Source organism: Glaciecola sp. G7-5 (genome assembly GCF_055808975.1).
The window spans coordinates 2908371-2924883 of record NZ_CM147892.1; the positions used below are offsets into that span (position 1 = coordinate 2908371).

The window sequence follows — 16513 nt, forward strand, 5'->3', positions numbered from 1 at the left end:
TCCTATCGAGCCAGCCAGCCACCATCAACAGCTAAAATATGGCCGTTAACGTAATTACTCGCACTTGAACTTAAAAAGATTGTCGCTCCTACTAAATCTTCAGGCTCACCCCATTTTGCGGCAGGAATGCGGCTGACTATCTCTTTATTTCTGACTTCATCATCTTGCAAAGCTTGGGTATTGTCTGTGCGAAAATATCCCGGCGCAATCGCATTAACTTGAATGTTGTGGTGAGCCCATTCGTTTGCGAGTGCTTTTGTTAGGCCGGCAACAGCATGTTTACTCGCTGTATAAGCAGGCACAGTAATTCCACCTGTATAAGAGAGCATAGATGCTATATTGATAATTTTTCCCGCTTTGTGGGCGATCATATGAGGGGCTAGCGCTTGAGCCAATAGGAAACTAGCATCTAGGTTTACTTGCATAACTTTTTGCCATTGAGCATAGTCATAGTCAACAGCAGGACTCCGATAAATAGTACCGCCCACATTTACCAAAATATCGACGCCACCACTTTTTTCTAGTGCCATCTGTGCCAATGCTTTGACTGAGCTTGCATCACTTAAATCAGCGGCTAACTCAATGGCTTGACCATTTTGCTTTGCGATGAGTTCTAATGTTTCTGCACATCCGCCTTTTCTTGAGCTACTGCAGATAACGCTTGCACCGGCACTCGCTAGACCGAGAGCAATTTGTTGACCTAAGCCTCGGCTAGCACCTGTGATTAATGCTGTTTGTCCGTCTATTTTAAATAAGCTATTCATGTCTATTGTTTGCTCTTGTTGTTAATAATACGTTACTATTGTTTGCTACCGGTAGCAAAAAGTCAATTGTTTTGTTGCTACCGGTGGCATTTTAATGTAAAGTTTGTGAAAATATCGCATTGGAGATTGGAATGAAACAGTTAAACCGCGCGTTAATCAAAACGCAAAACTTCCCTACCAAAATTATGCAATTTGGTGAAGGAAACTTTCTCAGAGCTTTTGTTGATTGGCAAATCGATCACTTGAATAAACATACGGATTTAAACGCGGGGATAGCGATTATTCGCCCGATTGACTATGATCAATTGCCATTATTGAATACACAAGACGGTTTGTACAATTGTATTATTCGGGGCATCAACGAACAGGGCGAACCTACAGAAGAAATCACAGTAATTGAATCTGTGAACGAAGAAATTGCCATTTACAAAGATTTTGCAGCTTATTTGCGACTCGCTGAAAACCCCGATCTTCAATTTATTTTTTCAAATACGACAGAAGCCGGTATAGAATTTATTGATACCGACAAGCCCGATGACAAACCAGCCAAAGCCTTTCCTGCAAAATTAACGCAGTGGTTGCTTCATCGCTATCATTACTTCAGTGGAGACGCTAGCAAAGGCTTGATTATCATCCCTTGCGAGTTGATTGATTATAACGGTGATAAGTTAAAAGAAATCGTGCTTAAATATTGCGAACTTTGGTCACTTGAACAAGCCTTCGTTGACTGGGTAAATGAAGCCAATGATTTTTGTTCAACCCTAGTCGATCGCATTGTGACTGGGTACCCAAAAGACGAAATTGAGCAAATCCATTCAAAATTGGGCTACAAAGATAACTTTGTTGTAACCTCTGAATACTTCCATTTGTTTGTTATTCAGGGCCCCGAAAAATTATCAAAGATGCTGCGCCTTGAGCAATCAGACCTACATATAAAAGTTGTTGATGACATTTATCCATATAAACAGCGTAAAGTTGCTATTCTAAATGGTGCTCATACCGCGATGGTGCCAGTTGCACTGTTGTCTGGCATTAGCACTGTTGGTCAAGCAATGGATGATCAACTAATAGCTGAATTCGTTGAACAAGCCATTTTTAATGAAATTATTCCAACCTTGAATTTGCCTAAGGATGAGCTGAATACTTTTGCTAGAGATGTTATTAAACGCTTCCAAAATCCTTACATCAAGCATCATCTGATAGCAATTGCATTAAATAGTATGACTAAGTTTCAAACTCGAATATTGCCGCAATTGATCAAATTTGTTGAACAAAATAAGCAAATCCCCGCTTTGTTAAGCCTGGCACTGGCCGCCCAGATTTTGTTGTATAAGGGGCAGTTTAATGACTTAACATTTACCCTAACTGACGATGAAAAGTGGATGTCCTTGTTCTCCAAATTATGGCAGCAACATGATGCTGGAGATATATCAACTGAACAATTAGTCACTGAGATTTTAGCAGACAAGCAACATTGGGACACAAATTTGTTAGAGATCCCAGACATGCTAAGTACGGTGACAACTCATTTGCAATCAATTCTCGACAAGGGGATTGAGCAACGCATCGTCGTTTGTTTAGACAAAGGTGAAGTATAATGAAAGCATTTATTCAACTACACACGAGTGATAATGTCGTAATCGCTCTGAAAGATTTCAAAAAAGGCGAGACTCTCAGCGTCGGTGAAGACCAAATTGAGTGTCAAACAGATATAGACAAAGGTCACAAAATAGCAATTTGTGACATATCTGAAAAAGCTAACGTCATCAAATACGGTGCTCCAATTGGCTATGCACTTTCACCCATCTCATGTGGTGAATGGATACACACAGATAACATTAAAACGAATCTGAGTGACGAACTAGAATACGAGTACGCCCCAGAAGAAATATCTGTTTTTGCTCAAGAAGATGATTCACCAGAAGTACAAATATACCGACGCGAAAACGGCAATATAGGGATTAGAAACGAGCTTTGGATAATCCCAACGGTCGGTTGCGTAAACGGTATGGCGAAACACATGGCTGACCGTTTTTTAAAGCAGCATCCTGACTTAGGCATTGATGGCGTGCATGTATTTCCGCATCAATTTGGCTGCTCACAATTAGGTGATGATTTACAGACGACCCGTGTACTATTACAAAACATGGCGCGCCACCCAAATGCAGGCGGTGTATTGGTTGTTGGTTTAGGTTGCGAAAATAACCAAGTTTCAGAATTTAGATTAGGCATTCATAAAGAGACAGATGCTAATCGAGTCAAATTTTTGATAACCCAGCATGTTGAAGATGAAGTTGAAGCTGGCATTGAAATGCTCAATGAAATCTATCAAGTAATGAAAGAAGATAAACGCGAGCCAGGCAAGCTCTCGGAAGTTAAATTTGGACTTGAATGCGGCGGCAGTGACGGCCTCTCAGGCATAACTGCTAACCCAATGCTTGGCATGTTTTCAGACTACATTATTGCGCGCGGTGGTACCACGGTACTTACTGAAGTTCCTGAAATGTTTGGTGCTGAAACAATTCTCATGCGTCGTTGTAAAGACAAGAAAACCTTTGATGATTTAGTCGCCATGGTTAACGGTTTTAAGAGATATTACAAAGAACATAATCAGCCTATTTATGAAAATCCATCACCGGGTAACAAAAAAGGTGGCATTACAACCTTAGAAGATAAGTCCTTAGGCTGTACTCAAAAAGCGGGGCGTAGTCCTGTTCAAGCAGTACTAGACTACGGAGAAATAATATCGCAACCAGGCTTTAACTTACTAAATGCCCCAGGTAATGATGCAATCGCAACCAGTGCCCTAGCAGGTTGTGGTTGTCATATGGTGTTATTTACGACAGGTCGCGGTACTCCTTACGGTGGCTTTGTACCCACGCTTAAAATATCAACCAATTCAGAACTTGCAAATAAGAAAAAGCATTGGATAGATTTTGATGCAGGACGCTTAGTGGTCGATAGAGATTTACCCACCATTTTAGAAGAGTTTACTCAGTTGCTGGTTGATGCCTGCAGCGGCAAAGCGGTGAAAAACGAAATCAACGAGTTTAGAGAAGTCGCTATTTGGAAAAAAGGCGTCACGCTGTAGCGTCTTTAACAAAAGCAAGTGCTATTGGCAGATACAAAATGCTGCCAAATAGATAAAGCGAAACGCGCGCGGGTGAATACCTTTCCCGTCAAGCAATACAATAAAAGGGACGAAAGTACCCGTTTATGATTATTTATTAAAAAAACAATATTAGAGAGGGGTGCATACAATGAGCGCACTAACTATGAATCCAGATAGACTATTAGGCACAGAAGAAAAAGCAATCGATGTAGCAAGAGCCTTATATGAAGACATTAAGAACTTACCGATTATAAGCCCTCATGGTCACACTGATCCTAAATGGTTTAATGAGAACGATAACTTCAAAAATGCCACTGACTTGCTCATTAGGCCAGACCACTATGTGTTTAGAATGCTATACAGCCAAGGCTATACTTTAGAAGAACTAGGTATACCCCAGCACGGTGAGCTTGGCGATATTAATGCGTATCTTGATACTGACCCACAAGCAATCTGGCAGATATTTGCTGATAACTACTATTTGTTTGTGGGCACACCGTCAGGGTATTGGTTGGATTCGACCTTTAGTGAAGTATTTGGTTTTACTGAAAAGTTGAGCTCTAAAAATGCAAAACACTATTATGATGAAATAAACCGTCAACTGGCATCTGAAGAATTTAAGCCTCAATCCTTGATGGACCGTTTCAATATTGAGCTTATTTGTACTACCGAAGGTGCGCTTGATTCACTTCCTCATCATAGTGCTTTAAAAGGCAACAGATATGAGAAAAGAGTAATCACATCATTTAGACCCGACGATGTAGTGGATGCCAGTCGCGAGGATTTTACGCAAAACCTGCAAACACTAGCAAAACTAACTGATGAAGATACCACTGATTGGGAAGGCTACTTAAACGCGATAAGAAAACGCAGAAAGTATTTTATTGAAAATGGCAGAGCAACGGCAACTGACCATGGTCATCCAACAGCCCTCACTGCTGATTTATCGAAAGAAGATTGCCAAGCACTATTAACTAAATGCATAGACAATCAGGCCAGTGAACAAGAACAAGAGTTATTTAGAGCGCAGATGCTAACCGAGCTCGCAGGCATGAGTATTGAAGATGGATTGGTCATGCAAATTCACCCTGGCGCACATCGCAATCATAACAAACATGTATTTGATTATTTTGGCCGAGATAAGGGGGCCGATATTCCTAGCCAAACCGAATACGTGAATGCACTTAAGCCTATGCTCAATAAGCACGGCCATAATCCTAAGCTCAGTATTATCTTATTTACGCTAGACGAAACAACCTATAGTCGAGAACTTGCTCCACTAGCTGGGCATTATCCTTGTCTTAAGCTTGGGCCTGCTTGGTGGTTTCATGATAGTCCAGCAGGTATGCTCCGTTTTCGCCAGCAAACCACAGAAACCGCTGGGTTTTATAATACGGTAGGCTTTAATGACGACACTAGAGCATTTTTATCGATTCCTGCTAGACATGATGTAGCGCGCAGAGTTGACTGTAGATATTTATCCGAGCTTGTCATGAATAAGCAAATTAGCTTTGAAGAAGCGCAAACCATCGCTTATGAATTGACTTATGGTTTGGTTAAAAAAGCCTATAAATTAGCTTAGGGGAATAGTATGAATAGTTATCGTCACGTTGTTAATACCTTAGGATTAAGCGCAGCTTTTGCCCTAATGGGATGCACTCAATCTGCTCAGGAAAATCAACAGATCAAGCAAAGTACGCCTATTGCCACAGCTAGCATTAGCAATCCGTCGGACTATGACCGGCCAGGCAATATGCACTATTTTTCTTTTCATGACTTAGGTTTGTCAAAAAGTTTTGCGGGTCAGTTGTCAGTGCTGTCAAAAGGCACTGAATTATCGTCAGATATGTTTGATAGAGATTTCGATGGCAACGTCGATGGCGTGTTTGTGCATGTGCCCTTAAAAAGTGCTGAAACAATAAACCTCGAGTTCGTTGAAAAGCAAAGCGTTGATACTAACTCAATAAAACTAACGCAAGCTGAAATTGCGCATAAAATAAAAGGTGAATGGGTTGAGCACAGTAAATATCCAGATTCTGATAAACAAGAGTATGTGGGTGGAGAGTTTGTTAACGTTGATAGTCTTGTAGCGCCTTCTCAATACACCGACCACTCCAATTACATTAAGTATGAGGGCCCAGGTATTGAATCCGATCAAGTAGGCTATCGGATTTATTTAGATTGGCGCAACGGCTTCGATATTTTTGGGAAGTTAACTCGCCAGCCCGTATTGCAAAATGTGGGGCAAGACGGCTACCAGAGTTACCACGATAAGCAAGAGTGGGGAATGGATATCCTTAAAGTTGGCAACTCTTTAGGCGCAGGTGGCTTTGCTTTGTGGCATGATGAAAGCGTGCACTATATTAATAATGTTGGCCAACACAAAGCCACAATTGAAGCCAATAACAACCTGTATTCGGCTTTTACTATTGACTATATCGATTGGGAAAGTGAGCAAGGTAAACAGTCCTTTAGTTCAAGCTTAAGTATGCAAGCGTTTTCGCCATGGGTCGAAAACAAGTTAACTTTCACAAAAGACCCAAAGAAGATAGCTGTTGGCGTGGTTAAACATGCTGATACTGAGTTGCTGCAAGGTGATGTAAATATAACAGGCAAAGCTTATTCTTATTTCGCCAGTTGGGGACCACAAGCTTTAGACGGCAGCCCATTAGGCATGGCTGTCATGTTTAAAAAAGAAGACTTAGATAAACTAAGCGGTGATGACAACAATTACATTGCCGTATTGGAACCATCGGGGACTGATTCACCAAGTAGTAATAGTCCTTATGAGCTAACTTATTCTTTTGCGGCTTTTTGGGCACCACAAAGCGGCATTACTGACAAAGAAAGCTTTGAGGAAGTGCTTAAGCAACATGTACAAAACAAGACTGTTTTGCCAAGAGTCACGATTAAAAACAATCTAGCAATTAATGCAAAGAAGCAAGTCAAGACAAGTGAAGACGCCTTATTTTGGGCTAAGCAGCTTGCCGACAGTGAAATATTACGCAAGGGCGATACCTATGCTCATAACCACTGGGATGTGCATCGTAAGCGATTACCTAAATTTGAATATGACATTGTAGGCCTATACCCCTATTCACTATATAAATTATCATCAGCGACCGGTGAACAAAGCTACGCCAGTGCTATTTTTGATATTACGTCTACCTTTATTACATCTAAAGGCGGCATAGAGCGCTATACCTTTGACTCGTTTAATATCGATAGTGTTGCTCCGGGCCGTGCTGTGCTTGCTCTCTACAAAGAAACCGGTGAACAAAAATACAAATTAGCCGCAGATTTATTACGTAAACAACTTGCCAAGCAACCGACCACAAAAGAAGGTGCTTTTTGGCATAAACGTAAATATGATCATCAATTGTGGCTAGACGGTGTATATATGGGCCTGCCCTTTTTAGCTGAATATGAAGTTCAATTTAATAAGGGGAAGGGCTTAAAAACGGTCGTTAAAGAATTTGAATTAACTGAAAAATATTTAAAAGATCCTAAAACAGGTTTGTATTATCACGGATGGGACGAGGCCCGCCAACAAGACTGGGCCGATAAACAAAGCGGTTTATCACAAGAAGTGTGGGCTAGAGGTCTTGGTTGGTTTGCGATGGCTGTGGTTGATGTGCTCGACATTATTCCTGAAAATGAAAAAGAACTCAGGGCACCATTAATTAGGATTGCTAACGATTTAGTACAAACCCTTTTACGCTACCAAGACCAAGAATCTAAATTGTGGTGGCAAATAATGGATAAACCAGGTGCGACGGGTAACTACTTAGAGTCATCGGCTTCATCTATGTTTGTGTATTTTATGGCCCGCGCGCAAAGCCAAGGCTATTTGAACATCGACATTTCTGAGCAAGTTGTTTCAGCATATGAAAGTATGCTCAATACCTTTATTTTGCCTCATGCAGATGGCACTGTCAGTATGACGCATCAATGTTATGTCGCTGGATTGGGGTTTGGAAGAGATGGTAGTTATTACTATTACATGACCGAACCGGTATTTCGAAATGATCCTAAAGGCAATGCACCTTTTATTTTCGCTAGTATTGCAGTGGCAAACATGATTGAGGAGTTTGAATAGTATGAAACAACTATCAAGACGACAACTATTAAAGGCTATGGGGATAAGCGCTGCTAGTGCTGCGCTGTTGCCTATTAGTGGATGTTTTAGCGAAGAAAAAAATACAAAGCTTATCACCTTGGGATAAGGAAGAATCAGCTATCCGCGCTAGAATTATCGCGCCTAGTTTTCCTGACAATACAGTTAATATTGTTGATTTAGGTGCAAAACAAGGTGATGCTAATAATAATACTGAGGTGTTTAAAATAGCGATTGAAACGCTTTCCCAAAAAGGCGGCGGTAAATTAGTGGTTCCAAAAGGTAATTATTATACTGGGCCAATACACCTCAAATCCAATATCAATCTGCACATTGAGCAAGATGCAGTGCTGCACTTCATACCCAATCCAGAGCTTTATAAACCCTATGTTTTCACTCGTTGGGAAGGTATGGAGCTTATGGGGTTTTCACCTCTGATTTACGCCTTTGAAGAAACAAATATTGCCATAACAGGCAAAGGGATTATTGAAGGGGGCGGCAGCAATACAAACTGGTGGCCTTGGAAAGGAAAGTGGAAAAAGGACGATTGGGTAATAAGTGATGTAGAAAATCAAAAGCATACCCGAAACGCCTTAATGGAAATGGTAGAAGAAGGTGTTGCGGTAAATGAGCGCGTATTTGATGAAAATTATTTACGTCCACCACTCATCCAGCCATACCGCTGCACCAATGTACTAATTGAAGGGGTTGAAATTAAAAACTCTCCGTTTTGGTTAGTTAATCCTGTTTTGTGTAAAAACGTGACAGTAAAAGACGTGCATTGTGAAAGCTATGGGCCTAATTCAGATGGCTGTAATCCTGAGTCATGTACCGATGTGCTAATTGAAAATTGTGTTTTTGACACTGGGGATGATTGTATTGCGATTAAGTCGGGGCGAAATGCTGACGGAAGACGCATTGCACAGCCATGCTCAAACATTGTAATTGCCAATTGTCAGATGAAAGAGGGGCATGGTGGCGTAGTAATAGGCAGCGAGATATCTGGAGGAGTTAATAATTTATATGCTCGTGATTGCAGTATGAGCAGCCCAGAATTAGAACGGGGTATTAGGATTAAAACCAACTCGGTGCGCGGCGGCCATCTTTATAATCTTAATTACCGAGATATTGATATTGGACAGGTAAAAAATGCGGTTGTAATCAACTTTTATTATGAAGAAGGGGATGCAGGTAACTTCCCACCCAAGTTAGAAAACATTAATATCTCTGACTTACGCGTTAAAAAAGCTGAAAGGGCGTTTGTCCTTAGAGGTTTTGATCATACGCCCATTACTGGCGTAAATTTGAAAAATATCACAATCGACAATGCTCAAAAAGAAAGTATTATCGAGAATATAGACGGCTTTATGCAAGCCTCAGTGATGGTCAACGGTAAAGCAGTGAGAATATAATTCTCACTGCTACACTCCTGCTCCAGGTTATTACTACCTAGCAGCGAATTTACGGCTTTATATAGGCCTCTTTGTTGCATTGCTTTAAGACTTTTTTGGGGCTTGTATGGTACCAGGCATAACCCAACTGACGCTCCATAGAAATTTTATCAACACTTAAGTAGACCTTGCCGTCTCGGTCGCCAAAAAGCGCTACGCCGCTTGTCGCTGAAATAAATCTAGGCCATATAACGTCATCACTATTTCCATCAATTATTTCGCTTGGTCGGTCAGTGTGTCTTTGCCATACCTTTGCTGACATTTTGGTTTTATCTAGCCATTTGCAGGCGCGAACGATCATGCTATCTATACTGGGCGTCGTTGTTGTTAAGTCCATTAGTGCATCAACCATTTTCGCCGTTTCCATAGTAGCTAGGCTCGCCATCTCATATGCTCTCGCCGGTTGTAGCGAAAAATCAAGCGGGTGATGTTGTTGTCCCCATGCGCCATTGCCATCAGCAAGTTGTATTTGATCTCGCTCCAATCTCTTAATTAACAGTTCAAAGGATCTTGTTACTTTCGCTAGTAATTCAGCAGAAAGCTTATAATCTTCAGGATTATGCACTAAGTCGTCAAAAACTTTAAAAATAAGGCTTAAGGCATCATCGTTATAGGTCACTAAGTCATGATAACCGCCAACCAATGGGTAAACTTGTGGAAAGCCACCATTTGGGAATTGCGCATCAATTAAAAAGTCGATGGCACGGTGCAAAGCTTCAGAAATACGTTTTTCCCCATAAGCTTTAACCGCTGTTTTTAGCTGAAAGATTTGCAATATAGTGGCTTTATTGTCAATCGTAGAAACGTAACTGGGTTCGCTTGAGAAATGCTGAGCAACTTGTCTTTTTGATGTATAAAAGTCAGTGTTCTTAGACCAACCGCCGTTTGGGGCTTGCCACGATATCATGTTGTTTATTTCAGATAGAGGAATAACTTCGTTGTCTTTAACAGACTCCCAATAACGTTTGCTGTCATCTTTTTTGATTTTGTTTGCCACAATGGGTTCTTCGCGAGAGGCTGCAATCAGCTCTTTTCTCATATTAGCCCTGTCTTTTTCTTCAACTGTCTTATTTTTATCTAGGTATTTCTGCCACTCAGATAGGTTAAAATGATTTGGGTTGGCTTGTTTTACTGAATCTTCAAGACTTAAAAATTGTGGCTGCGTGACAATGCTTTGTGCAAACGAATGATTGAGAAAATCAACAATATACTGGCGCATGTTATCGACCCACGGATGAAACAACCAAAATGGGTGGGGTGTGTCTTCAATCATATGCACTTTAGAATAAGTTCCCAGTTCATCCAGTTGTTGGGTAAAAGAATCTCTGCCTGTATGAAAGCGTTCTTTCGACGAGTTGATAAACAATGTGGGGGGCGTGTTTTTGTCTACGTGTAAAATGGGCGAAACTTCTTCCCAAATTTTAGGGATTTGTGCAAAGCGCCCACCAAGCCATAAGGCTGCATAAGACGTCTTATTGGGATTGTCTTCAAATGAACGAGATTCCGCAGAGCTTAAATCAGGAACGCCATCGATATTAATCAAGCCTTGCACTTGGCCATACTTGCTTTGCTGCGTAGCAATGACCGTCGCTAAGTGCGCGCCAGAAGAAGCCCCACTAATGACAATCTTGTTTGGGTCAATGCCATATTCTTTGTGATGTGTTTGAAGCCATTTTATGGCGTCGCTAATATCTTCGAGTGCCGCTGGGTATAAAGCTTCTCTAGATAGGCGGTAATCTATTGTCACAGCCACAAAGTTTTGTGTGGCAAGGTAGGATGCAGTTTCATTGTGATGTGAACGATGGCCGGTCCGCCAAGCGCCGCCATGCACAAATACGACAACTGGTCGCAAATGTGCAGTTTGCTTAGGCAAGAATAAGTCAAGGTAAAGTTCAGAACTAGGGCTTCTTTTGTAAAGTATATTGTGGTGAGCCGTTACGCCATTATCTTGCGGATGCGTTTGCACAGGACTTATAAAAGGATATTGACCGCTTAACTTTTCAAACTGACTTTGTATGGTAAATGCATCTAGTTCGTCAGATTGGAGGGGTAGAAGTTGTCGTTTATGCGCGCAAGAAACGATGCATAAGATCACGCTAAGTATTAGCGTAATGCTCGCTGATTTAGTTATTTTCATTTATTGGATCCCAGCCATCTAGTAGCTTAACGATTGAAGAAAACTGACGCATTTGCTTTTCGGTTAACCTTCTTCGTGATTCTGTATTGTGTGCACCAGGCCCACTACTATTGTATTCATAAAATCTAGCATCAGCACCTTTGTATGTCATTCTTGAGCCATCTTTTGCCCAAGCGCCCATGTCGTGCCATGGATCTTTTTGAATGTGATCATCCATCCAAGTATTAATAAACAAAGTGTGACCAATTGCATTTGGATCGCCATAGCGACCATCTTTAAAGCTTGTAGTAGGGTGCCATGGTCTGCCGAGGCCAACACTGCCAGCCCTAACGTTTTTGTCTTTACTTAAGCGAGATTCAAGAAAAACAAAACCGGTAGCTTGCTTAATATTCGTACTTGGTGCGGTGATATAAGCGATAGTACCGCTTTTATCAGGACGGTCACGGGTATGAATAATAGATTGATAAAATAAGCTATTTCCCGCACCAAAAATAAAGTCTACATGCCCTGAGATATAGCTGTTTATAAATACCGAGCGCCCCGAATCAGCAAATAAGGTATCTTGAAAACCTTTTAAATGGACACGTTTAAATATCGCTTTGTCGCTGCCTTTATCAAGCATCAGTGCGACTGCCTGGCTATGTTTCTTTTTGTCTGGGTGATTTTTGGGCAGGCTGTCATTTTTTGGATAATCGAATGAATTTTCAATACTTAAATCTTGCGCGCTAAAATTCTTGGCTCTTACTATCAGCGTTGCGCTTAAACTTGTACCCCATGTATCTCTGTCCTGTGTTGTCACCTCAGGATATTCATTGTGATATCTAACAGGAATTTCTTGACCTGAAAAAGCATTAAAATGTAAGCGCGTTTTATTCGCGCCCGCGCCAAGTAATTGAATATTGCTCCTCTTAATAATAATTTTTTCATAAAAGTCACCAGCGGCTATTTTTATAATATAGGGCTCACCATCATTGCTAGGCGCATCATCGATAGCTTGTTTAATGCTCTTAAATGCATTCTCGTTTGCAGGATCAACAAGTGCATCATATTCCGTAGACTGCACAATTGAAGCTAATAAAATTCCAAAAAAGAAAAAGTGAGCATGTTATAAGCAACTATATTTGAAGAGATTGTAACATCTTAGCAATAAATGCTACCGGTGGCAATAAGCTGTTTTGTTTACTACTTAAAAAGAAATCAAATTTTCATTCAAAAAAATATTCACATTTTTAAAAACACTTCATTTTCTTTATATATGAGCAATTTTTAAGCAAAAGAAACCGAAAATCAAATGGCACGGAAAGTGTAAAACACCCGCTAAATAACAATGGGTTTAAATTGCGGCTCGAAAATTTCGATTCCTAAGTCAACAGGTGTAGTACGAATGAAAAAATACGTAGCATTAGCAGGAGCAGTCGCACTAGCGCTTGTAATCAATTCAGGCTTAAGCGGTCAGCCCGCTAAAGAAGAGCTTACTGAATATATTTTGCAAGGTGCAAAAAAAGCGACCATCTTAAAAGATGTTGAAAGTGTGGGCGGCGAGATTATTCACGAATACTCAGTCATCGAAGCTATTTCTGTGCGCTTATCAGCACATCAGTTAAGCGCGATTAAAAAACTAAATCCAATTATAAGGTCTTTTAAGGACCAAAGTATTGAAGTCGCCAGTGCTGTTCAAAGTTTTTCAAGCGACAATGTCACATTTGATTTAGAACGTAATATTATTCTTTGGAAAGGAATTAATTCTAGTAATAGTTTTATTACTATCGATTCACTCAGCTTAAATATGCCTAGTGATAACAAAAAAATAAAGTGGGTTAAGATAAATGGTCAAAGATTATCTGCAGAGTCAATTAGCTTAAACGATACGCTAGAATTGGCGGAAAACGAACAAGCTGAGTTTGGACCTGGACAAATAATTAAAGTTAAGATTAGGTTTGAAGAAGTAAATGATACTGTTCCGAGTAATTACCAAATTGCTTTTTCTGAAACGCTTGATGAAAGCTTTGCACAAACAAGTACAGAAACGATTGCAACTAATGACACAAGTGAAACGTCGAAGCCAATTGTAGATTCTGATGAGACAGACTTAGGTAAGGTTTCTGGAAAACTTAAGTTTTATGCACAAAGCAATGAAGTTGATTGGACGGTAGCGAATGTGAAAAGCTTCCCTCAAGCTTTATCACAAATAAAAGTGCTTTATCCATAGGGCAACAATGCGATAAGCACGTTGTCGATTAATGACACACCGGTTTCATTTGAACAAAGTGGTAGTGTACTGAGTTTATCTACTCCAGCAGATATTCAGGCAAATACACCAATAAAGGTCAAACTTGGTTTCGAGTCATTAGCATCAGTCTCTACTGATCTTTACGATTTAGAAGTAAACTTTGATAGTGGTGAAAAACAAAACGTTATTGTACCGCTTAAAACCTATGCACAAGGTCGCAATAGAGATACACACTTTCCAACGCTTGTACGCGCGGATGAAGCACATCAAATGGGCTTGACTGGCGAAGGTGTGACCGTTGCGATTTTAGATACAGGTTTAAGGTGGATAGAAGAAGTTGTATATAAAACAGGCAACACTACCAGAGAGATGACTAATGTCAGTATTGTTGATAGATACTTTCATAACGAGACATTAGTACTAAATGATGATGGGTTCTTAGTTGCCCCGGCAACTTTAGTCACAGATAACCCAGATGATGGAAACGGTCATGGTACTCATTTAACCAGTATTATTGCCAACTCAAGCCGCAGTATAGATGAAAACGGTAATGAAACCGGCGGTTTTAACGGTATTGCACCTGACGTTAACCTCGTATTGGTGAAAGCATTTGATACGCAGGGACAATCTAGTTACCTAGACATCATTAAGGCTGTTGAGTACGTAGTCGAAAACAAAGACAGGTTAAACATCCAAGTATTAAACCTCTCGTTTAGTGCGCTTCCTAGCTCATATTATTGGGACGATCCACTTAACCAAGCTCTAATGAGAGCATGGCAAGCGGGGATCACGGTTGTTGCGGCTGCTGGTAACTGCGGTCCAGATGCAATGACCATTGGCGTGCCAGGCAATACGCCATACGTAATTACCGTTGGGGCGATGTCAGACAACTACACTCCTGATAATTTAAATGATGATTTTGTGACTACCTTTTCAAGTGCAGGACCAACTTACGAAGGCTTTGTAAAGCCAGAGTTAGTTGCACCCGGTGGTCATATCCAGGGTTTAATTAGTGCAGGCTCACTTATTCGTACGTCGTTTCCGCTATATAATGAAAAAAATAACGAATATCACAACTACTACGAAATGTCAGGTTCATCACAATCAACAGCGGTTACCACCGGTATAGTTGCACTAATGCTGCAAGCAAACCCTAATTTATCGCCTGATGACATAAAATGCCGCCTGATCTCTACTGCTAGAGCTGCGACGAATGACAATGGTGATTTAGCCTTCAGTATATTTCAACAAGGCGCAGGATTAGTTGATGCGATGGCCGCAATCGAGAGTACCGAGACAGGTTGTAGTAACGCGGGGCTTTCTATTGCCAATGATTTATCGGGTGAAGAGCACTTTATTGGGCCAGCGCGAATCAACGAAGAAGATGGTAATTTCCATATTCCGGGTGTTGAAGGCTTAGCATGGTCTGGCGTATATACCGACTCGCAATTATGGCGCAATAGAACATTCGATTCAGACTCGCAACTTTGGCGCAACAGAACATTTGATGCAGACTCACAACTTTGGACGAGCTCTTTGTTTAACGCTGACTCCATTGCCAGAGAATGGGTTGACCACGAATAACAGGAAATATCTTTGAATAAAAACGGTGGAACATTTGTTTCGCCGTTTTTTTTTCAAAACGCTTTGTTTCTGGTCTATCCGCCTAGGTGTCGTAAAACGATTACTGAACTACTTTCTATTATTTTCAATTAAATTGTGACTTTTCGCCCCTTGTCTTTGTCTCTCTTATAACAATACGTTAACACAAAGGCAAAAACATGAAGATTGCGATACTTTCACGAAACAAAAAACTCTACTCCACTAAAAGACTACAAGATGCAGGTAGAGCGCGAGGTCATGAAGTTGATGTAATAGACACAATGCATTGCTATATGGACATCACAAGTAACCGTCCTGTGGTTAGGTTAAAAGGTAAAGAACTTCCGCAATACGATGCCGTTATTCCAAGAATAGGTGCGTCAGTATCATTTTATGGTACAGCTGTGGTTAGGCAGTTTGAAATGACCGGTAGCTTTTGTGTTAACGAATCGGTGGCGATTAGCCGTTCCCGCGATAAGCTTCGCTCAATGCAGTTGTTATCAAGAAAAGGGGTAGGCTTGCCACGAACAGGGTTTGCACACAGCCCAGATAACATCAAAGACCTGATTAAAAACGTAGGTGGCGCGCCGGTGGTGATAAAATTACTGGAAGGGACTCAAGGAATTGGGGTGGTGCTTGCCGAAACCGCTAAGGCTGCAGAGTCGGTGGTCGAAGCTTTTATGGGGCTTAAAGCCAACATTCTTATTCAAGAATTTATCAAAGAAGCGGGCGGTGCTGACATTCGTTGTTTTGTAGTTGGCGATAAAGTCGTGGCGGCCATGAAAAGACAAGGTGCAGAGGGTGAATTCCGTTCAAACTTGCATCGCGGCGGTAGTGCCGTGTTGGTTAAACTTAGCCCTAAAGAGCGCGCAACTGCAGTACAGGCTGCTAAAATTATGGGGCTGAATGTTTGTGGTGTAGATTTGCTTCGTTCTTCTAGAGGCCCGGTGGTAATGGAAGTGAATTCTTCACCTGGTCTTGAGGGTATTGAAACTGCAACCAAAAAGGATGTAGCTGGCTTGATTTTCGATTTTATTGAAAAGAACGCAAAACCCAATAAAACCAAAACGCAAGGCAATGGTTAAAAAGATAAAATAAAT

Annotated in this window: 11 protein-coding genes; 8 read left to right on the forward strand and 3 right to left on the reverse strand. The window is 40.9% G+C overall.

Translation table 11 applies throughout. From position 1 onward, the window contains the following. Window positions 1-2: 2 nt before the first annotated feature. Window positions 3-764, reverse strand: a complete 762-nt coding sequence (locus AC0L6H_RS12830) for an SDR family NAD(P)-dependent oxidoreductase (RefSeq protein ID WP_473389411.1) — start codon at window positions 762-764, stop codon at window positions 3-5. 131 nt (window positions 765-895) lie between these two features. On the opposite strand from AC0L6H_RS12830, the gene AC0L6H_RS12835 reads away from it, so the two are divergent. The 5 genes from AC0L6H_RS12835 (at window position 896) to AC0L6H_RS12855 (ending at window position 9405) form a co-directional block, all read left to right on the forward strand. Further along, complete coding sequence (locus tag AC0L6H_RS12835) at window positions 896-2362, forward strand: tagaturonate reductase (RefSeq protein WP_473389412.1); 1467 nt, start codon at window positions 896-898, stop codon at window positions 2360-2362. Then, window positions 2362-3855 (forward strand): UxaA family hydrolase, encoded by a 1494-nt coding sequence (locus tag AC0L6H_RS12840; protein WP_473389414.1) that lies wholly within the window; start codon window positions 2362-2364, stop codon window positions 3853-3855. The genes AC0L6H_RS12835 and AC0L6H_RS12840 overlap by 1 nt, the downstream gene beginning before the upstream one ends. Before the next feature lie 169 nt (window positions 3856-4024). Further along, window positions 4025-5458, forward strand: a complete 1434-nt coding sequence (gene uxaC, locus AC0L6H_RS12845) for a glucuronate isomerase (protein ID WP_473389415.1) — start codon at window positions 4025-4027, stop codon at window positions 5456-5458. Window positions 5459-5467: 9 nt separating this feature from the next. Beyond that, entirely contained in the window at window positions 5468-7975 is a 2508-nt protein-coding gene (locus tag AC0L6H_RS12850) for a glycoside hydrolase family 88 protein (RefSeq protein WP_473389416.1), read from the forward strand. Window positions 7976-8031: 56 nt separating this feature from the next. After that, the gene (locus tag AC0L6H_RS12855) at window positions 8032-9405 is read left to right on the forward strand and encodes a glycoside hydrolase family 28 protein (RefSeq protein ID WP_473389418.1); all 1374 of its coding nucleotides are present in this window, start codon (window positions 8032-8034) and stop codon (window positions 9403-9405) included. Between the two features lie 49 nt (window positions 9406-9454). Here the strand turns inward: AC0L6H_RS12855 and pelA are convergent, their stop codons facing one another. Then, complete coding sequence (pelA, locus tag AC0L6H_RS12860) at window positions 9455-11581, reverse strand: pectate lyase (RefSeq protein WP_473389419.1); 2127 nt, start codon at window positions 11579-11581, stop codon at window positions 9455-9457. Next, a complete protein-coding gene (locus AC0L6H_RS12865) occupies window positions 11568-12644 on the reverse strand; it encodes a pectinesterase family protein (RefSeq protein WP_473389420.1) in 1077 nt (358 codons plus the stop codon). Before AC0L6H_RS12865 ends, pelA begins: the two co-directional genes overlap by 14 nt. Window positions 12645-12965: 321 nt before the next feature. Between AC0L6H_RS12865 and AC0L6H_RS12870 the strand changes: the two genes are divergently transcribed. The 3 genes from AC0L6H_RS12870 to rimK all read left to right on the forward strand — a co-directional run bounded on the left by AC0L6H_RS12870 (window position 12966) and on the right by rimK (window position 16498). Beyond that, window positions 12966-13790: a hypothetical protein gene (locus AC0L6H_RS12870; RefSeq protein WP_473389422.1), complete on the forward strand. Its 825-nt coding sequence runs from the start codon at window positions 12966-12968 to the stop codon at window positions 13788-13790. 21 nt (window positions 13791-13811) lie between these two features. Further along, entirely contained in the window at window positions 13812-15395 is a 1584-nt protein-coding gene (locus AC0L6H_RS12875) for a S8 family peptidase (protein ID WP_473389423.1), read from the forward strand. A gap of 197 nt (window positions 15396-15592) precedes the next feature. Continuing rightward, a complete protein-coding gene (gene rimK / locus AC0L6H_RS12880) occupies window positions 15593-16498 on the forward strand; it encodes a 30S ribosomal protein S6--L-glutamate ligase (protein WP_473389424.1) in 906 nt (301 codons plus the stop codon). Window positions 16499-16513 lie beyond the last annotated feature (15 nt).